This is a genomic window from Streptomyces sp. NPDC048288 (genome assembly GCF_043201555.1).
Classification (GTDB): Bacteria; Actinomycetota; Actinomycetes; order Streptomycetales; family Streptomycetaceae; genus Streptomyces.
Map to the genome: position 1 here is coordinate 192,960 of NZ_JBICZD010000015.1, position 19,879 is coordinate 212,838.

At 72.0% G+C, this 19,879-nt stretch carries 9 protein-coding genes and 3 pseudogenes; 3 read left to right on the top strand and 9 right to left on the bottom strand.

Annotated elements, in window-relative coordinates; translation table 11 throughout:
• Window positions 1–22: 22 nt before the first annotated feature.
• From ACGFZS_RS41525 to ACGFZS_RS41540, 4 genes and pseudogenes are all read right to left on the bottom strand, one after another.
• On the bottom strand, window positions 23–1,633 hold the full coding sequence (locus ACGFZS_RS41525) for an MFS transporter (RefSeq protein ID WP_393799506.1): 1,611 nt from the start codon (window positions 1,631–1,633) through the stop codon (window positions 23–25).
• 283 nt (window positions 1,634–1,916) lie between these two features.
• Window positions 1,917–3,555, bottom strand: a pseudogene (locus ACGFZS_RS41530) (protein kinase).
• A gap of 43 nt (window positions 3,556–3,598) precedes the next feature.
• Window positions 3,599–5,116 (bottom strand): hypothetical protein, encoded by a 1,518-nt coding sequence (locus tag ACGFZS_RS41535; protein WP_393799507.1) that lies wholly within the window; start codon window positions 5,114–5,116, stop codon window positions 3,599–3,601.
• Window positions 5,117–5,411: 295 nt separating this feature from the next.
• Complete coding sequence (locus ACGFZS_RS41540) at window positions 5,412–7,889, bottom strand: SpoIIE family protein phosphatase (RefSeq protein WP_393799508.1); 2,478 nt, start codon at window positions 7,887–7,889, stop codon at window positions 5,412–5,414.
• Between the two features lie 219 nt (window positions 7,890–8,108).
• On the opposite strand from ACGFZS_RS41540, the gene ACGFZS_RS41545 reads away from it, so the two are divergent.
• Complete coding sequence (locus ACGFZS_RS41545; protein WP_393799509.1) at window positions 8,109–10,193, top strand: SpoIIE family protein phosphatase; 2,085 nt, start codon at window positions 8,109–8,111, stop codon at window positions 10,191–10,193.
• On the opposite strand, the gene ACGFZS_RS41550 is transcribed toward ACGFZS_RS41545, so the two are convergent.
• From ACGFZS_RS41550 to ACGFZS_RS41560, 3 genes and pseudogenes are all read right to left on the bottom strand, one after another.
• Window positions 10,190–11,857, bottom strand: a complete 1,668-nt coding sequence (locus ACGFZS_RS41550) for a hypothetical protein (RefSeq protein WP_393799510.1) — start codon at window positions 11,855–11,857, stop codon at window positions 10,190–10,192. The two genes, ACGFZS_RS41545 and ACGFZS_RS41550, sit on opposite strands and share 4 nt — an antisense overlap.
• 111 nt (window positions 11,858–11,968) lie before the next feature.
• Window positions 11,969–12,655, bottom strand: a pseudogene (locus tag ACGFZS_RS41555) (polysaccharide deacetylase family protein); the annotation flags it as partial.
• A complete protein-coding gene (locus tag ACGFZS_RS41560; protein ID WP_365678397.1) occupies window positions 12,655–13,323 on the bottom strand; it encodes a glycoside hydrolase family 11 protein in 669 nt (222 codons plus the stop codon). The pseudogene ACGFZS_RS41555 and the gene ACGFZS_RS41560, both read right to left, overlap by 1 nt.
• Before the next feature lie 408 nt (window positions 13,324–13,731).
• On the opposite strand from ACGFZS_RS41560, the gene ACGFZS_RS41565 reads away from it, so the two are divergent.
• A complete protein-coding gene (locus tag ACGFZS_RS41565) occupies window positions 13,732–14,796 on the top strand; it encodes a PP2C family protein-serine/threonine phosphatase (protein ID WP_393799560.1) in 1,065 nt (354 codons plus the stop codon).
• Between the two features lie 183 nt (window positions 14,797–14,979).
• Here the strand turns inward: ACGFZS_RS41565 and ACGFZS_RS41570 are convergent.
• Window positions 14,980–16,402, bottom strand: a pseudogene (locus tag ACGFZS_RS41570) (aldehyde dehydrogenase family protein).
• The gene (locus ACGFZS_RS41575; protein WP_393799511.1) at window positions 16,399–17,406 is read right to left on the bottom strand and encodes a 2-oxoadipate dioxygenase/decarboxylase family protein; all 1,008 of its coding nucleotides are present in this window, start codon (window positions 17,404–17,406) and stop codon (window positions 16,399–16,401) included. Before ACGFZS_RS41575 ends, ACGFZS_RS41570 begins: the two are co-directional and overlap by 4 nt.
• 247 nt (window positions 17,407–17,653) lie before the next feature.
• On the opposite strand from ACGFZS_RS41575, the gene ACGFZS_RS41580 reads away from it, so the two are divergent.
• Window positions 17,654–19,813 (top strand): MMPL family transporter, encoded by a 2,160-nt coding sequence (locus ACGFZS_RS41580; protein ID WP_393799512.1) that lies wholly within the window; start codon window positions 17,654–17,656, stop codon window positions 19,811–19,813.
• The last annotated feature ends 66 nt before the right edge of the window (window positions 19,814–19,879 follow it).

A 19,879-nucleotide genomic window follows, 5' to 3' on the forward strand; every position in this document is an offset into this window, starting at 1 on the left:
GCCGGCCGCTGCCTGTCGTACGTCAGCCCGCGGCCCCGGCCGGGTGCGGCGCCGTTTCCGTCGCCGGCCGCGGGGCCCGCGCCGGGCGGATCCCGATCAGCGCCACGGCGATCACCGCGGCCACCAGCATCCCGATGCCGCCGACGAGGGCGCAGGTGTGCAGGGCGTCGGTGAAGCTCGCGCCGTAGGCGCTCTGGGCCTGTCCGGTGCTCTGCGGGGTCTTCAGCTGCAGGAACGCCCCGGCCTGGATGCCGACGTGCGAGACCAGCCCGCTCACCTGACCCTGGTCGGCGGGGCTCAGCCCGGACGAGGCGAGGTGTCCGGGCAGGGTGGCCAGGGTGCGGTGGGTGAGGACGACGCCGAAGACGGCGGGGCCGAGGGCGCTGCCGATCTGGCGGAGCGCGCTGTTGGCCGCGGCGGCGGTGCCGCCGAGCCGGTGCGGCAGGGCGTTCATGGCGATGGTGGTGATCGGTGCCATGGCGAGCGCGATGCCGATCCCGAGCACGCCGATGACCAGGGCGGCCTCACCGGTGCCGGTGTCGGCCTGGAAGGCGTTCACCAGGAGGGCGCCGATCCCGCCGACCACCAGGCCGGTGACCAGCAGCAGTCCGGGCGTGACCCGGTTCATCAGCCGCCCGACGAGCGGGCCGAGCACCACCGTGAAGCCGTTGATGGCGATGAGCCGGATGCCGATGTCCAGCGTCGAGGCGTGGTGCACGAGCCCGAAGTACTCGCTGAGCGCGAAGACCAGGCCGACCTGGGCGAACAGGGTGACGGCCATGACGACCGCCGCGCCCGAGAACGCCGCCGACTTGAACAGGCGCATGTCCAGCATCGGGCAGGCCGAACGGAGTTCCACCACGACGAAGCCGACGGCGCCGAGAGCGGCGGCCACGAACGCGATCACGGCCTGCGCCGACGACCACCCGTCGCTGCCGCCCTCGATGACGCCGTAGACGAGCCCGGTGATGGCGACGACGGCCAGCAACTGCCCGGGAACGTCCAGGTGACGCTCGCGCTCGGCCCGGGAGTCGGTCAGCAGGGCGGCGCCGATCACGGCGGTCGCGACGGCGACGACGAGCGAGGGCAGGAAGATCCAGCGCCAGCTCGCGTGCTCCACGATCAGGCCGTTGACCACCGGGCCGAGGGTGAGTCCGAGGCCGAGGGCGGCCGTCCACAGGGCTATCGCGCGGGCTCGCCTGCGCGGGTCCGGGCAGACATGCCCGATCAGCGCGAGGGTGGAGGGCAGCAGGGCGGCGGTGCCGACGCCGGTGAGCGCCTGGCCCACGCAGACCTGGACGACGCTGCCGGCGGTGAGGCACACCAGGCAGCCGAGGCAGAACAGCACCAGCCCGGCCAGGTACGTCTTCTTACGGCCGTACAGGTCACCCACCATGCCGCAGGTCAGCAGCAGCGCCGCGGTCGGCAGGATGAAGGCGTCGGTGATCCACTGGAGCCCGACGGTGGAGGCGTCGAGGGCCTGTTGCATGACCGGAAGCGCGACGGAGACCCCGACGACCGGCAGATAGGAGACGAACACCCCGAGGCAGGCCAGCACGATGGTGGCCGTGGTGTGCCGGTTGCCGGTGCCCGTGTCGGGCGGCGCGGACGGGGACGAGGCAGGAGAAGGCATGGCCACAGGGCACCTCGAAGCAGTGGAGTGACAGGGCGACATACATCGGCGGCGGACGCGGCTCTGCCGCCGGGCCGACAGCGCGGCCCCCGTCATGTCGATCCCGCCGCACGACCGCGCGGCGCCTGCGCGGCATGCTTCGGCCGGAATCTCCGTTGACGTGAGCCACTTCTGTCGGGACGAGCGCTACGGACCGTATACCGACGCCCCGCCCCCGGAGATGCCCTTGGACCTGCAACCTAAGCTGAACGCCGCTGACGCCTGCTCGCACGGCCGCCGGCTCTCAGTCCTCGTTCGCCACCACCCGGACGAGCTTGCCCTTCGCGTCCGTCTGCAGGTAGCCGCTCTGGCTGTACTCGTTGCTGAGGTAGACGGACATCCCGGCGGGGTCGCCGAAGGCGTTGCCCGGGAGGTCCACGAGCAGGTAACGGGTGTTCACGTTGGGCACGTTGAGCTTCTTCTTCGCCTGGGCCAGCAGCGAGGGGACCTTGTCCCAGTCGAAGCCGTCAAGGCGGACGGGCTTCTCGTCGGCAAAGAGACCGCTGCCCTTGATGATGTCCTCCTCCACGCCCTGACCCGCGCGGTAGGTGTAGCTGTCGTACGCGCTGTTGCTGCCCTTCACCATCACATAGGCGATGACGTAGTCCGGGTAGACGGCGAGCTTGCCGAAACGGTCCCGGCCGGTCTTCTTCTTGAAGGCGGCGATCGCGGTGCGGATGCCCTGCGGGGTCAGCAGGTCGGTCGTGGTGGTGGTCTCCCCCGAGCCCGAGTCCGTGCCCGTCGCCGTGGGAGAGCCGGTGGCAGCGGTCGAGGGCGAGGTCGTGCCGGTGGAGCCGCCGGACGGGGAGTCGTGGGTGCCCGATCCCGGCAGCTGGGTCCACAGGAGCGTGCCCGCGAGGGCCACTCCGGCGGTGGGCAGGACGAAGAGGGTCCAGCGGCGGCGGGGAGCGACCGGCACGGGAGCGGTCGGGCCCATGTGCTGCGGTCCGGTGGTGTCCTGGGGCGGCGCCACCGGGGGCTGGAGCGGGAAGGACGTGGGGGTGGTCTCGGCCTGGGGCTGGGCCTGGGTCTGGGTCTGGCGGGCGGCGTCGGCCAGCATGCGGTCCAGTTGCCGGACGTCCGGGCGGGCCTGCGGGTCGCGGACCAGGACGCGGTTGAGGACGTCCGTGAGGGGGCCCGCGTTGGCCGGCGGCGGTATGTCGTCGGAGAGGACGGCGGCGAGCGTCGCGAGGGTGGTGCCCCGGCGCAGCGGATGGTGGCCCTCGACGGCCACGTACAGCATCATCGCGAGCGACCACAGGTCGGCGGCCGGACCGCCGTCCTTGCCGGAGACCCGTTCGGGGGCCATGTAGTCGGGGGTGCCGATGACCGACCCGGTGGCGGTGAGGGCGGTGGCCTCACGGACGGCGGCGATACCGAAGTCGGTGAGCACCGGGCGGCCGTCGGGGCGCATCAGGACGTTGGCGGGCTTCACGTCGCGGTGCTCGATACCGGCCTCGTGGGCGGCCCGGAGGGCGGCCAGCACCTCGCGGCCGATGCGCGCGGCCTCGACGGGGTTCATCGGACCGCGGGCGAGACGGTCCGCCAGGGAGCCGCCGGTGACGAGTTCCATGACGATCCACGGGTAGGTGCCCGGTCCGCCGTCGACGATGTGAGATCGTCACCACGTTGGGATGGTCGACCCGGGCCAGTGCCCGGGCCTCCCGGAGCACCCGCTCCCGCAGCAGCCGCGCGGCCTCCGGGTCGTACTCGGCGAGCCCGGGGTCGGCCGGCCGTACCTCCTTGACGGCCACACTGCGGTGCAGCACCAGGTCGGTGGCGCGCCAGACCATGCCCATGCCGCCGCCACCGAGCCGTGCCCGCAGCTCGAACCGCCCGTCGACGACCCGTCTCGCGGGGTTGTCCCTGCCCTCGTCGTTCATGCGCGGGAGCTTAGTTGCCGGGACCGACAGCCTCGCACCGCGCTCAGTAGCTGGACCCCAGTGACTGCGTCGTGTAGGCGCACTCGGTGTAGATGTAGCCGTAGCGGAGTTTGGCGGTGTCGGATCCCGGGGTGGCCGTGCTGTCGTTCTTCGGTTTGTGCACGAAGTAGGTGGTGCCGGGCGGGAGGCTGATCGTGCGCTGCGGGTAGTTCTTGCCGCTGTCGCTACAGGGTTCCCATCCGGAGATGAGCGAGCTGGCGAACGAGTAGGCCTTGCAACTCCCGCACGCCTTCAGGGTGAAGCTGCCGGTGACCGGGCCGGTGTAGAGCACGGTGATCTCGTCGGGGCTGTCGTTCTTGACGGTCACGGAGATGCCGCCGCCGCCCGCGGTGGTGGGCAGCTTCTTGCCGGCGGCCGGGAGCGTCTGGGCGACCTCGGCGCCGATCGCGATCTTGCGGGCGCGGTCGCGGTTCTTGTGGTGCGGGTTGTCGGTGACGAACTGCTGCATGGTCTCCTGTGCCTGCTCGAAGTCGCCGTCCTGGTACTGCTTGACGCCGCACTCGTACGCGCCCGCGTCACCGCTGCTGTCGGCCCGGGCCGCGACCTTGGTCAGGCCGTCGGACTGGCCGCTCGCGTCGTTCGACAGCTGGATGATCTGGGTGTTGAGGGTGTGCAGCCGGGTGACGGCGGTGCAGGGGTCGCTGCCGGAGACGGCCTTGGCCGCCTTCTTCTCGGCCGCGTCGACGGCGGGTACGACCTTGTCGGCCTGGTCGGACTCGGGGAAGGTGCCCAGCAGGTCGCCGAATTGCGTGACCCAGTCGGTGCCGCCGTCGGTCAGGGCGCCCGCTCCGCACTCGTACAGCGAGGTGGCCAGCCGGTCGTCGGGCCAGTCGGCGAGCGAACCGAGCTGGTCCTTCGGCATCGAGTCGGGCACCGTCCGCAGGTACTTCAGCGGTTCCACGGCCGTGCAGTAGTCGTTGTGGCTGTAGGCCGCGCCGACCGTCGTGTAGTAGGTCTTCAGCCGGTCGGGGACCTGGGCGGCGGCGCGGGAGCCGGAGTGGTGGACGACGAGGTCGCGGTAGACGGCCAGGGCGTCCTGGTACTCGGACTTGGCGGCGGCGAAGCCCTCCTTGCCCGCCGCCGTGACCTGCTGGTCGGCGGTGTCGAGACGGTCCAGGAGCGCGCGTTCGACGGCTTCCTGCCGCGCGCTGTCGTACCAGAGGGCGCCGCCGACCGGGACGGCCAGCAGGACGAGGCCCAGCAGGAGTGCGACGGGCTGCTGCCCCGGCCACACCAGGCGGGTGCGCAGGCCGACGAACGCGCCGTGCAGGGCGGCCAGCAGCAGGAACACGAGGTAGAGGACGAGCGCGGCTCCGGGCACGCCGTCGGCGTCCGCGGGCAGGGCGACGAGCAGCAGGACGACGGTCGCCGCCAGGCACACGGCCATCGGGAGCCATCTTCGGACGAGCAGATAACCGAGACCGAGTCCGCTCAGGTTGAGGAGGGCCACCGCGACCGCCCGCAGGGCGTCCGGCGGCGCGGGCGGCGGGGCGGCCGGCATCGGCGGGACGAAGGAACCCGGGGGCGGGAACCCCTGCCCCGGGGGTGGAAACCCTTGGTACGCGAACCCCTGGCCGGGTGATCCGCCCTGCCCCGGGGCGCCCTGGTGCGGCGCCCCTTGGTCCGGGCCCCCCTGGCCCTGAGGTGGTCCCTGATCCGGCGGTCCCTGGTACGGACCGTACGTGTCCCCGGACATGGCGGCTCCCCCAATTGCTGCCGAATCCTTATGAATTGACAGCGTACGGCCAAACGTGCGAATTCGACAGAGCCCCGGCCCGCCGGCCCTCGGCGGCACCCTAGGGCTGCGGGAACTCCTGCTCGGCCCAGATGATCTTGCCGTCGCCGGTGTAGCGGGCGCCCCAGCGGTGGGCGAGCTGGGCGACCAGGAAGAGGCCCCGGCCGCCCTCGTCCGTGCTGCGGGCGTGCCGCAGCCGGGGGGCGGTGCTGCTGGCGTCGGCGACCTCGCAGGTCAGCCGGGAGTCGCGCAACAGCCGTAGCCGGATGGGCGGTTCCGCGTAGCGGATGGCGTTGGTGACGAGTTCGCTGACGATGAGTTCGGTGGTCACCGCCAGCTCGTCGTAGCCCCACTCCGCGACCTGGCGGGTCGCCCGGGCGCGCACGTCGGCGACGGCGGCCGGGTCGACGGGCACGTCCCAGGAGACGACGTCGGCGGCGGCCAGGGCATGGGTGCGGGCCAGGAGCAGGGCGATGTCGTCGGGCTGGGGAACCGGGACCAGGTGCTGGACCGTGGAGGTGCACAGCGCGTCGAGGTCGGTGGCGGGGCCGCTCAGGGCGGCTCGCAGCCGGGACATGCCCCGTTCGACGTCCTGGTCGGCGCCCTCGATGAGACCGTCGGTGTAGAGGCCCAGGAGGCTGTTCTCGGCGAGTTCGATCTCGGTGGCCTCGAAGGCCATGCCGCCGAGCCCGAGCGGCGGTCCGGGCGGCATCTCGGGGAAGTCGACCTGCCCGTCGGGTGCCACGACGACGGGCGGCGGATGCCCCGCGCGGGCCATGGCGCACCGCCGGGTCACCGGGTCGTAGACGGCGTACAGGCAGGTCGCCCCGACGAAGGTGTCGGTGCTGCCCTCGGCGCCCGCGCCCCCGCTCTCCTCCTCCCCGAGCCGCAGGACGAGGTCGTCGAGGTGGGCGAGGAGTTCGTCGGGGGGCATCTCCATGTCGGCGAGGGTCCGCACGGCGGTGCGCAGCCGGCCCATGCTCGCCGCCGCGGACAGGCCGTGGCCGACCACGTCGCCGACGACCAGGCCGACGCGGGCGCCGGAGAGCGGGATCACGTCGAACCAGTCGCCGCCGACACCGTCCGTGGCGTCCGCCGGCAGGTAGGCGGAGGCCACCTCCAGGGCCGTACCGCCCGTCAGGGCCTGCGGCAGCAGGCTGCGCTGCAGGGTGACCGCCGCCGTGTGCTCCCGGGTGTAGCGGCGGGCGTTGTCGACGCAGACGGCGGCGCGCGCCACCAGCTCACGGGCGAGCAGGACGTCGTCGGACTGGAAGGAGACCTGGTTGAGGGAGCGGGCGAACGTGGTCAGGCCCAGGACGGTGTTGCGCGCCCGCATCGGGACCGAGATGAGCGAGTGCAGTCCGAACTCCCGGATGCGGGCCGCGCGGGCGGGCTGTTCGGTGACCCACAGGCTGTCGTCCGGGTCGAGGACCGGGATGAGGATCGGCTCGCCCCGGATGAGCAGGTCGACGCCGTGCGGCGGAGGGAGGAAGTCCACCCGGTCGCCGACCCGCGCCACGGCCTCGGGGTGGCCCTCCCGCACGGTCTTCAGCGCGGCGCGCCGCATCACCGGTCTGACGGGCGCCGGGCCCGCGTCGGTCAGCCAGGCGCCGTGGCCCTCGCTGCTGAGAACGGGCTCCAGGAGGTCGACGATGACGAAGTCGGCGAAGCGGGGGACGGCGAAGTCGGCGAGTTCCTGGGCGGTGCGCAGCACGTCGAGGGTGGTGCCGATGCGGGTGCCGGCCTCGTTGACCATGGACAGCAGCTGGCGGACGCTCCACCGCTCGGTGACGTCGGTGACCAGGTAGCAGACGCCGGTCACCGAGTCGCCGGTGTCGACGAGCGGGAAGAAGGAGGTGGCGTAGGCGCGTGGGCGGTGCGGATCGGCCCAGCTCCAGCCGAGGTACTCGTAGTCGGTGACCGGCTCCCGGGTCGTCAGCACCTTGCGCATCAGGCCCTCGATGGTGGTCGCCTCCAGACCCGGCAGCAGTTCGCTCAGCCGGCGGCCCAGGCGCTGCTCGCGCGGCACTCCGCCGAAGCGCTCCAGCGTGTCGTTCAGCCACACGTAGCGCAGGTCCAGGTCCATCACGGCCATGCCGATGGGTGAGCGTGTGAGGAACCCGTCGAGGACGGACTGGCCCATCGCCCACTGGGGCCGCTGCTCCCGGGCCGAGAGGAGGAAGCACTCCCCGCCGTCCATGCTGAAGGAGGCGGAGACCCGCAGGGCCACGTCGATGCTGCGGCCGTCGCGGTGGCGTACCGGGATGAGACCGCTCCATCCCATGCCGGAGCGGCAGCGCTCGGCGACACCGGCGGCACGGGCCGGGTCGGCGCGCATGGCGAGCAGCCGCGCCGCGGGGCGGCCCACCACCTCGGCGGCCGGGTGGCCGAGGAGCGCCTCGGCGCCCCGGGTCCAGCCGACCACGACGCCCTCGGCCGACAGCACCGCCGCCGCGTCGCTGGAGGCGTCGAGGAACTCGCTCGGGCCCGCGGGGGCGGGCACGTCGAAGCCCTCGCGCGGAGAATTCGGAGAATTCATTGGCTACATCCTCTACGTAACCCCATGTTCCTGCTTGTCCGCCCGCCACGCACGGCCCGCAAGGAGAGAGAACGGTGAGGTTGTGCGGGTGCGGGCGGGAGCCCGGCGCGGGACGGGGTACCCGGTCTGGAGTTGGGCGAGCGGCGGGTACGGGGCAGCATGGAAGGGCCGTAGCAGCTGCGTCGGCATCGGCCCGTGGCCGGTGGAGGTGGTTGAGGGATGGCTGTGGGTTCCCTGCGGTCCGGTGGCGCCGACGGCTCCGGTGGTGAGGAGTACGGCCCCGACAGAGCGCGTCCGACCGGTCTGCTGGACGTCCTGAGCGTGGCCGCGGTGGCACTGGACGTGCACGGGCGGATCGTGTTCTGGACCCCGCAGGCCGAGGAACTGTTCGGTTACACGGCCGAGGAGGCGCTGCGCAGGAACGCGGCGCGGCTGCTGGTCGACCCCGAGCACCTGAAGGCCGTGGTGGGCCTCTTCACGGACGTGCTGGAGACCGGCCGCAGCTGGGCCGGTGCCTTCCCGGTCCGGCACAAGGACGGCAGCAGCAGGCTGACGGAGTTCCGCACCATGCGGCTGCTGGACGATCTCGGCGACGTCTACGCGCTGGGCATCGCCGCCGACCACACCCTGCTGCAGCGGGTGGAGACCGACCTGGCGCTGTGCGAGCGGCTGATCAACCAGTCCCCCATCGGCCTGGCCCTGCTCGACCCCGACCTGCGGTATCTCCTGGTGAACCCGGCGCTGGAGCGGATCGACGGCGTGCCCGCCGAGGAGCACATCGGCCGCCATCTGCGGGAGACCCTGCCGTTGCCCGACATCGACACCGTGGAGTCGGCGCTGCGCCAGGTGCTCACCACCGGCACGCCCCTGCTGGACCAGTACCACGTGGGCCGGCCGCCCTCCGATCCCGAGCACGAGCACGCCTGGTCGCTGTCGTTCTACCGGCTGGAGGACCCCGGCGGCCGGGTGCTGGGGGCGGCCATCTCGGTGGTCGACGTCACCGAGCGGCACCGCGCGGCCGCCGAGGCCGACCGGGCCCGCAGGCGGCTGGCGCTCATCGCGGACGCCTCGACCCGGGTGGGCACCTCGCTGGAGGTGGAGCGCACGGCGCACGAGCTGGCCGAGATCGCCACCCCGGTCCTCGCGGACGTGGTCGCCGTGGACGTACTGGACTCGGCGCTGGCCCTGCGCCGCTCCCGGCGCCCGGGAAACGGTCCGGAGCTGTTCCGCGCGCTCGCCCTGAAGGCGGCCCATCCCACGGTCGCCCTGCGCGCCGCGGACCAGCCCGGCAACCTGGCCGCCTACGACGGCGACCGGCTGGTCACTCTCTGCGTGCACACCGCGCGCCCGGTCCTGGTCCCTCATGTCGGCCCGCACGATCTGCCGCGCATCGCCCGCAGCCCCGAGGCGGGCGCCCTGCTGGCGCGGGCCGGTGTGCACTCGTATCTGGCGGTGCCGCTGATCGCGCACGGCGAGGTGCTCGGCGCCCTCGACCTCAAGCGCACCCGCAATCCGCTGCCCTTCGACGAGGACGACGTCGTCCTCGCCACCGAGCTGGCCGGGCGGGCCGCCGTGGCCATCGACAACGCCCGCTGGTTCCAGAGCGTCCGCAACACGGCCCTCACCCTGCAGCGCAGCCTGCTGCCCGACCACCCGCCGCAGCACACGGGCCTCGAACTGGCCTCCCGTTACGAGCCGGCCCAGGCGACGAGTGAGGTGGGCGGCGACTGGTACGACGTGATCCCGCTGTCGCAGGACAGGACGGCGCTGGTCGTCGGCGACGTCATGGGCAACGGCATCGACGCGGCCGCCACGATGGGCCGGCTGCGCACCGCGACCTGCGCCTACGCCGATCTGGAGCTGCCCCCGGCGGCGGTGCTCCAGCACCTGGACCGGATCACCTGCGACCTGGAGCACTACATCGTCACCTGCCTGTACGCGGTGTACGACCCGCACACCAGGCGCTGCGACATCGCGAACGCGGGCCACATGCCGCCCGCGCTGGCCCGGCCGGGGGTCGCCGCCACCCTGCTGGAGCTGCCGTCGGCCGCCCCGCTCGGCGTCGGCGGGATCCCCTTCGAGACCACGGCCGTCGACCTGACCGCCGGTGACCTGCTGGTCCTGTACACCGACGGCCTGGTGGAGACCCGCCGCCATCCCATCGACGACCGGCTGAACGTCCTGCTCGGCTTCCTGGACGAGCCCCACCGGCCGCTGGAGGAGACCTGCGACCTGCTGCTGCACGGGCTGCGCCACCCGGACGACCACGACGACGTGGCCCTGCTGGTGGCGCGGACGCTCTAGCGGGCGCCGCAGCAGTCCGGGTCCGTACGGCAGAAGCAGGACGCCGTGATCGGCACGTCCGCCGTCGCCGCCGCCAGCTTCAGCTGCTGGGCCACGATCCGTGCCTCGCCGTCCTTGCCGAGCCGCTGGAGGCACTCGTGGAAGCCGTGCAGGGACCACACGTTGCCCGGGTGCTGCAGGGGCCGGGGCAGGGTGTCGTCCAGGCCGAGGTCGGCGCGGTAGACCGCCTCGGCCTCCTTGACCCGGCCGCGTTCGAGCAGCAGGGCGCCGTAGGCGTGCCGGGTGGGCTGCATCCAGCCCCAGGGCTCGTCGTAGGGGAGGTGGTCGTCGAGGTCGACGGAGCGGCGCAGGGCGGTGAAGGCGGTGTCGAAGTCGCCCTTGCGGTAGGCGAGTTCGCCGTCGAGCATGGCGGCGGCGATCTCCAGGATGTCGGCGCAGGTGTTGTTGAACAGCATGCGGGTGCCGGGGACCGCGGCGACGGCGTCCCGGAAGCGGGCGCGTTCCGTCTCGGCCTCGGGGATCCGGCCGGTGGCCGCGTACGCGACACCGCGGGCGTAGTGCAGCATCGCGGTGGTCACGCAGTACAGCACGGGGTCGGCGGGCAGCGGCAGGCGCAGGATGTCGTCCCAGCGGCCGAAGCGGACCAGGACGTGCACCCGCATCGCCGGGAAGCCCTCCAGCCAGTCGGCCATCGGCGGGCTCTCCACCCGCAGCAGCTCTTCGGGTACGGCGGCTTCGAGCCGTGCGGCGAGGGCGAGGGCGTCCCGGCGGCGGCCCAGGAACATCGCGCCGTAGATCCCGAAGTGGAGGTTGTGGCAGCGGTAGAGGGTGTAGAAGTTCATGGCGCCGGCGCGGGCCTGGTACTTCTCGTCGGCGGCGAAGGCCGCGGCGTTGTCGGAGACCACGCGCCGGTAGTCGCCGCAGAGGACCTCCAGGTGCGAGGGCATGTGCTGGAGGTGCCCCGCGTCGGGCACCAGGCCGCGCAGCAGGTCGGCGACGGGCAGGGCGGCCTCGGGCGTCGGGGACATCTCCATCAGGTGGATGTAGAGGTGCAGCAGGCCGGGGTGCCGGTTGGCCTCCTCGGTGGCCAGGGCCCGCTCCAGCACGGACTTGGCCTCGGGTGTCCGGGCGTCCGCGGCGGGCCGGCCGGTGCGGATGTCCCAGAGCTGCCAGGGGGTGAGGTTCATCAGGGCGTCGGCGTAGAGGGCCGCGATGTCGAGGTCGTCGGGCGCCTGTTCGTACACGGTCCGCATGCTGTCGGCGTAGCCCGTGTTCCACACCGAGCAGGCCGCCGCGTCCGGCGCGACGGCCTGCGGGTAGCGGGCGCGCAGCGCCTCGACGAGGGCGCGCTCGACGGGACTGGCGTGGGCGGCCTTGGCGTGGGCGCGTTCCACGGCGGCGTGGGTGCGCTCCGTGGTGCGCGCCAGGTCCTCCTGGTCGAAGAACTCCCAGGGTTTGTTGTAGTTGGGGCCGAGGGCGTAGGCCACGCCCCAGTCGGCCATGGCGCAGTCCGGGTCCGCCGCGCCGGCCGCCTCGAAACAGCGGACGGCCTCCTCGTGGTTGAAGGCGTAGGTCCAGTTGAGGCCCCGGTCGAACCAGGTCTGCGCCTCGGCGGACGAAGTGGTCACGGGCCGGGTGTGACGGCCCAGGTCGTAGTAGTCCACGGTGGCGAACCTATCGACGCGGAGTCTGCGGCGGATCCCCGTTCATCCGAAGTCATGAGGATGGCGCGGCGGTTGACGGACCGCCGCGCCACGGGTGCCGGCGGCTGCTCAGGGAGCGACCGCGCGGCCGGTCTGCGCGGAGATCCGCCCGGCGCACAGGCCCTTGGCCGCGAGGGTCTGTGCGATGCGCGGGATCGCGGCCAGGGTGTTGGCCGGCCACTCGTGCATGAGGATGATCTGGCCGCCGGTTAGCCGGGAGACGGCCTGCACGATCGCGTCGGTGCTCGCGCCGTTCCAGTCCCGCGAGTCGACGTCCCAGATGATCTCGGTGAGCCCGTACTTGGCCTCGACCGTGCGCACGGTCGCGTTGGTCTCGCCGTACGGCGGCCGGAACAGGGTGGGTGTCCCGCCGCCGGCACCGGCAATGGCCGTCTGGGTGCGGGAGATCTCCGAGTCGATCTGCGCCTGGGTCTGCTGGGTCAGGTGCGGGTGGGTGTAGCTGTGGTTGCCGACCCACATGCCCGCGCTCACCTCGGCCTGGACCTGGGCCGGGTAGGCGGCCGCGTACTGGCCCTCGTTGAACATGGTGGCCCGCAGCCCGTTGGCCCTCAGGGCGCTGAGCAGGCCCGGGGTGTGGGCGGTGGACGGCCCGTCGTCGAAGGTGAGACCGACGTAGCCGGCGCAGGTGGCTGAGTGGGCCGGGGCGGCGGCGACGGAGAGGGTGCCCGCGGCGGCCAGCGCGATCGCGGCGGCCGTTGCCAGCAGGGGTCGTGACGAGTGCTCCGCTGCGGCGCGCATCAGGCCACCGTGATGTTGGAGCTGCCGCTGCTCTGGTAGCCCTCGGTGGCGAGGATCTGGTAGTAGCTGAAGCTGCCGAGGGACATTCCGGCGTTGGCCCAGGCGTTGAAGTGGTTGCCGGTGGTGATGGTGCCGCCCGTCCGCTTCGACTGGCGGACGCTCCAGTACTGGTTGAAGGTCTTGGTGCCCTCGACGGACGGGGCGTTGTACCGCGTCGTCAGGTAGATGTCGTAGGTGCCGCCGTCGCTGGTGACGCTGCCCTTGTACGTCCCGGTGGGCCGGTAGGTGCCCCAGTTGTCGACGATGTAGTACTCGACGAGCGGGTTGGACGTCCAGCCGTAGAGCGACAGGTAGCCGTTCCCGGAGGGGCTGAAGCTGCCGGAGTAGGTGACGTTCCGGCGGGCGCCGGTGCTCCAGCCCTTGCCGCAGACGAAGTTGCCGGTGTTGCTCCAGCTGGTGCTGTAGTTCCCGCCGGAGCCGAGGGTCATGGAGACCGTGCCCTGCGCGTCGGTCCAGAACGAGTAGTAGTAGCCGTTGTTGGTGCCGGTCTGGTTCGTGGTGACGACCGTGGCGGCGCGGGCGGTGCCGGGCAGCGCGAGCCCGGCGGCGGCGCCCAGCAGCAGGGCGCCGGCGCTCCGTCGGCTCAGTGCGTGGTCGAGCGGGTTCATGCGGTGCCTCCTCGTGTGGCCTGTGCGGGTGTGACGTGTGACGTGTGACTTGGTGGGGAGTGTTGGTCTGCGCATGTCACCTGTCAACAGTTTCGGTGATTATTTCGAAACCTTCGCCGCACCCACTTCACCAGTCATCGCAGCTCAAGCAAGCCGATCATCTGCATGCGATCGCACGAACCGGAATCCGGCCAATCGGAGATCAAATACTAGGCGTTCAAATCATCGAATGTTTCGACGTCGCGTCCGAATGCTGCTGCGGTGAGGGAACATGCCGCTGACTGGAGCAATCACCGGCGGGTCGGGTGAGGGCCCGGGAGGCTGGGCGTCTTGTCGAGATTCGTATGCCAGGAGTCCCGGGTGAGCCACGACGGTCGCATCCCAGCCCTGCCCGCGCCCCCCGCGTGGATGCGCTGGCTTCCGGTCCTGTACGTCGTCGGTGTGCTGCTGGTCGAGCCGGTCACCCCTGTGCAGTGGCCGGTGAGCTTCGCGCTGATCGCCCTGCCCCTGGTGACCGCCTTCGCGCACCCGCCCGCCGTCGTCGCCGGCGCCACCGTCTTCGCCGTAGGCCTCGAACTTTTACTGGCCGGAACGCCGTGCTGCGCCGGGCGCAGCGTCGGCCTCGTCTGGGAGCGGCACTACGTGGCCGCCTACGCGTGCACCGCCCTGGTCGGCGCCCTGGGCACGATCCTGGCCACGCACCGGATCCGCCGGGAACGCACCCTGGCCGACGTCCGGTTCGTGGCCGAGATCGCCCAACGCGTCCTGCTGCGACCCGTCCCGCACCGGATCGGCAACCTGCTGCTGGAGAGCTTCTACCTGTCCGCCGCCGCGGAGGCCCGCATCGGCGGCGACCTCTTCGAGGCCGTGCCCACCTCGCACGGGGTACGGCTGCTCATCGGCGACGTGCGCGGCAAGGGGCTGCTCGCGGTGGAGACCGCGGCCGCGATGCTGGGCGCGTTCCGCGAGGCCGCCCACGACGAACCCGACCTGCGGGCCCTGGTGGAGCGGGTGGACATCAGCATGACGCGCCGGGCCGACCAGTTGGGCGGAAGCGAGACCGGAGAGCGGTTCGTCACCGCCGTGTTCGCCGAGATCCCCGAGGACGAGCGGATCGTGCGCATCCTCAACTGCGGGCATCCGCCGCCGCTGCTCATCCGGCCCGGCGACATCCGCGAGCTGGACCGCGGACAGCCGGGGCCGCCGCTGAACCTGGGCATGCTCGTCGGGGACCCCTACCGCGTCGACACCTACGCCTTCGGCACCGGCGACCAGCTGCTGCTGTACACGGACGGCGTCACGGAGACCCGGGACCCGGCCGGCTCCTTCTACCCCCTGCTGCAGCGGCTCCGTTCCTGGGGCCCGGTGCCGCCCCCGGAACTGCTGGACCGGCTCCACCAGGACCTGCTGGAGTACAGCCACGACCAGTTGCAGGACGACACGGCCGCCCTCACCGCGTTCCTGCTGCCGTGACGCGCGCGTCGTGAGCGTTCGCCACCGACCAGGTGAGGCCCGGGCGGCGGGCCCGGATGTTTGAAAACGACCTCGCTGACCAGGTCGTGTCCGAGTACGAACCGGGCCGGCGCGGTGAGCACGCCGTCGTCGCCGCGTGCGCGGCCATATACCGCTGCGCGGACGAGACCGGCTGACGTCCGGTCAGAGGAAGCTGACGCCCTGGGCGAGGGTGAGTTCGCCGGAGTAGTTGACGGTGTTGGTGGCGGAGCGCATGTATGCCTTCCAGGCGTCGGAGCCGGACTCCCGGCCGCCGCCGATCTCGGCTCCGGAGGTGCCGATGTTGACGTTGGCGATACCGCAGTCGGAACCGGCGGCGGAGAGGAAGATCTCGGCCTCGCGCTGGTCGCGGGTGAAGATGCTGGACGAGAGGCCCTGCGGGACGTCGTTGTGCAGTGCGATCGCCTCGTCGAGGGTGTCGTGGGTGAGGACGTAGAGGATCGGCGCGAAGGTCTCCTCCCGTACGACGTCGGTCTGTTCGTCGACGCGGACGAGCACGGGCTCGGTGCAGGCGGCTCCGGATGCCGCCTCGGCCAGTCGGCGGTTGCCGCCGGCCAGGACCTTGCCGCCCTGGGCCTGCACGCGGGTGAGGGCGTGCCGCATGGCGTCCAGGGCGGTGGTGGAGATGAGCGGGCCGACCAGCGTGGTGTCGTCGAAGGGGTTGCCGACGGGGAGCCTGCCGTAGACGGCGGTGAGGCGTTCGACGAGGGCGTCGGCGATGTCGCGGTGCACGATGAGTCGGCGCAGCGTGGTGCAGCGCTGGCCCGCCGTGCCGGCCGCTGCGAAGACGATGCTCTGGACGGCGAGGTCCAGATCGGCGGAGGGGGCGACGACCGCCGCGTTGTTGCCGCCGAGTTCCAGCAGGCTGCGGCCGAAGCGGGCGGCGACCCGCGGACCGACGTCTCGGCCACCGAGGAGGAGGCGGTGGACGTCTCCCGGGGCGCCCGTGTCCTCGGCCACCCGGGCGAGCAGGTGGTGGCAGGCCAGGGCGGTCAGCGGGGTGAGTTCCGAGGGCTTCCAGACCACGGTGTCGCCGCAGACCAGGGCGACGGCGGTGTTCCAGGACCACACGGCCAAGGGGAAGTTGAAGGCGGAGACGACACCGACCACGCCGAGCGGGTGCCAGGTCTCGGCCAGCCGGTGCCCGGGGCGTTCGGAGGCGATCGTACGGCCGTAGAGCCGGCGCGACAGTCCGACGGCGAACTCGCAGATGTCGATCATCTCCTGGACCTCGCCGAGCGCCTCGGAGCGGATCTTGCCCGCCTCGACGGTGACCGGCTCGGCCAGGTCGTTCCGGTGTGCGCGCAGCAACTCGCCGAGGCGGCGCACGAGTTCGCCCCAGCGCGGGGCGGGTGTGGTGCGCCAGGTCAGGAAGGCGGCGCGGGCGGCGGCGACGGCTCCCTCGACGTCGGTTCCGGTGGCGGCCTTCAGTCCGAGGAGGTGTTCGCCGGTGACGGGGGTGCGGGCCGGGAAGTCCTCGCCCTCCGGGTCCCGCGCGCCGATGTTCCGCAGGCAGGCCAGGGCGCGGGCGCAGCTCGTCCGTGGTGGGCAGCGCGGTGCTGGTCATCGTGGTTCTCCAGGGGTGCGGAGTCGGCGCGGCGGGTCGGTGAGGCCGAGGGTGCGGGCGACCTGGGCGAGGGAGCGGTTCTGCTGCTGCTCGTAGAGGGCGAACGGGTCGAGGAGCTCGCGGCCGAGCGCGCCGGAGAGCCAGTCGGCGTCGTGGACGGTGCCCTGCCGGTCGTCGTCGCGGGTGCCCTCGGCGCCGAGGTTGGACTGGAAGATGCCGGCGGCGGAGCGGGGCAGGAAGTCCTCGTAGACGACGGGTTCGGCGCGCAGCCAGCCCTGCCGGACCAGTTCGCCGATGCCTGCGGGCGGTCGGCCGCCGTCGCGGGGGCGGTCGTCGGCGAGCCGGTAGGTGAAGTAGGCGAGTCCCCGGGCGGCGAGTTCCTCCTCGCTGCCGGGCATGTGCCGCTCCCAGACGGTGCGTGCGATGTCGTCACGGGCGCGGGTGGGGTGCTCGGACGCCTGTGTGTCGATCCGGTCCAGGAGGTCGTCGTACAGGGCGCGTCCGGTGCGGGTCAGGGCGATGCCGCGGGCCTCGACCTCGCCGAAGCGCACCTCCAGGCGGGCGCGCAGCTCGGCGTCGAAGAAGCGGGGGTCGGCCGGGGTGAGCAGGGAGGTGAACACCCGGAAGGGGTTGCGGGCCAGTTCCTCGCCGTCGACCGGCCGGAAGGCGGTGGAGACGACGGGAACGGCGCTGGCCGCGGCCTCCCGCAGATCGTAGAAGCCGACCGGGTGCATGCCGAGGGCGCCGAAGACCCGGGCGACCTGCCCCAGTTCGCGCGGTGTGCCGACCCGGATGGCGCCGTGCCGCTCGGCGGTCACCCGGGCGAGGGAGCCGAACCGCTCGGCGCCGGCTCCCCGCGCGCGCAGGACGTCCTCGTTGACCTCGCGCGACACGTCCACCAGCGTCGTGTACGCGGGCACCTCCCGCCCGTACATCTCCGACAGCCGCACCGCGAACGCGGCCCGCAGCTGCCACTGACTGACCGTGGGCCCAGTGGCGATCATGTCTTCGATGGTCGCCGACCGGGCCGCCGCCGTACAGACGGCGGGGCCGGGCACGCGGGGGTCGCGGACGGAAGCCGCGTACACGCCACGGAAAACCCAGTGGACCGATCTTGGTATGTGATCCCTACCATATTGACCGCAAGACAACCATGCGACCGGTCCGTCGGATGCGAGCCGGTCGAGGTCGCCGATGCCAGGGTCCGCTCCCCGGGCTGCGGTGATCTTCCTACTCAGGAGGACCTTCCGCATGTTCCGACGTATTGGCAATGTCGTCGTCCGACATCCCGTCTGGACGATCGTGGCATGGCTGATCGCGGCGGTGGCGATCGTCGCCACCGCCCCGAGCCTGCCCTCGAACAGCGACGAGAGCAGTTTCCTGCCCAAGAGCTACGAGTCGATCAAGGCGGCGGATCTCCAGGAGAGGGCGTTCCCCAGCGCCTTCACCCCGTCCGCGATCGCCCTGTACCAACGCGCCGACGGCGGCAGGCTCACCGCCGACGACAAGAAGGACGTCGCCCGGATCACCACCGAACTGGGCGCCAAACACATCGACCAGGTGCAGAAGGTCGTCCCCGGCCAGCCGTCCGAGGACGGCAAGTACACCCTGACCCTGGTCCAGATGGACAGCAAGAACGCCGGCCAGCCCGTGCAGGCCGACGCGGCCAAGGTGCTGCGCGACGACGTCAAGGAACTGGCGAAGGGCACCGACCTGGAGGTCAGGCTGGGCGGTTCGGCCGCGCAGGCCCTGGACCAGCAGGACTCGTCGAAGCGCGGCGAGGCGCTGATCGGCATCGGCACCTTCGTGATCATCCTGGTGACCCTGCTGATCATCTTCCGGGCTCCGATCCTCGCGTTCCTGCCGCTGATCACGATCGGCCTGGTGTCCGCGATCGCCAACGGGCTGATCTCGTACGCCACCAAGCTGTTCGATCTGCAGGCCAACAGTTCCGTGTCGTCGATCCTGATCGTCGTGCTCTTCGGCGTGGGCACGGACTACTTCCTGTTCCTGATGTTCCGTTACCGCGAACGGCTGCGCGCGGGCGACGAACCCAAGGAGGCGATGATCAACGCGGTCGGCCGGGTCGGCGAGGCCATCGCCTCGGCGGCCGGCGCGGTCATCATCGCCTTCCTCGCGCTGGTGCTGTCCACGCTGGGCTTCCTGAAGCAGATGGGCCCGGCGCTGGCCATCGCGGTCTCCGTCACCCTGATCGCGGGGCTGACGCTGATCCCGGCGGTGGTCTCGCTCATCGGCCCGAAGGTGTTCTGGCCCTCGAAGTCCTGGCAGCGGGAGCCGGCCAACGCCCGTTTCGCGGCCCTGGGCCGTGGGGTGCGGCGGCGCCCGGCGCTGGCCGCCGCGGCGTCCGGTCTCGTGCTGCTCGTGCTGTCGCTCGGCACGCTCGGCTACAAGGCCACGTTCGACCTGGCGTCGGGCTCGATGCCCAAGACCAAGGAGTCCATGGTCGTCCAGGACGAGATGCAGAAGGCGTACTCGGCGGGGGCCGCCGCGCCCACCGACGTCTATCTGTCCAGCACCGACGGCAAGCCGCTGGACCGGGCCGGGTTCGACGCGTACGCGCGGAAGCTGGGTGCCGTGGACGGTGTCGCGAGCGCCCGGATGAGCCAGGTCAACAAGGCCGGTACGACGGCGGACTTCACCGTCACGCTCAAGTACGAGGCGTCCACGGACAAGGCGATCGACGCCGTGGGCCGGGTGCGGGACGTCGCCCACGACAACGCCCCGCAGGGCACCGAGGCGCTCGTCGGCGGTATGTCCTCGATCTACAAGGACATCGACTCCGCGGTCAACCACGACTACCGGACGGTGTTCCCCGTGGCCGCCGTCCTGATCATGGTGATCCTGGGGCTGCTGCTGCGCAGCGTGGTCGCTCCCTGGTACCTGATCGCCTCGGTGGGGCTCGGCTTCGGCTCCACCCTCGGCGCCACGGTCTGGATCTTCCAGGACGCGCAGAACAAGCCAGGCCTGATGTTCATGCTGCCGGTGATCATGTACCTGTTCGTGGTCGCCATCGGCACCGACTACAACATCCTCATGATCGCCCGGCTCCGTGAGGAGGCCAGGGAAGGCCGGGATCCGCGCGAGGCGGCCGGTATGGCGCTGCGGCACGCGGGGCCGACCGTGGCCGCGGCGGGCTTCATCCTGGCGGCGACCTTCGCCACGATGATGCTGGCGGGCAACTCGCTGCTCACGGAGATGGGCTTCGCGGTCTCCTTCGGCATCGCGGTGGCCGCCTTCGTGATGGCGATGTTCTTCACCCCGAGCCTCACGGCGCTCATCGGCCACGCGGCCTGGTGGCCGGGCCACGCCGACCGGGCGGAACCGGGAGCGGGCACCGACGGCCCGTCCCCGGCCGCGGACGAGTACCAGACCGCGGGGCGTCCCGGCTAGGCCGTCTCCCCCGGCTCCCATGGCCCACCTCGCCGACCGGACGACGCCGGCGGCGAGGTGGGGTCC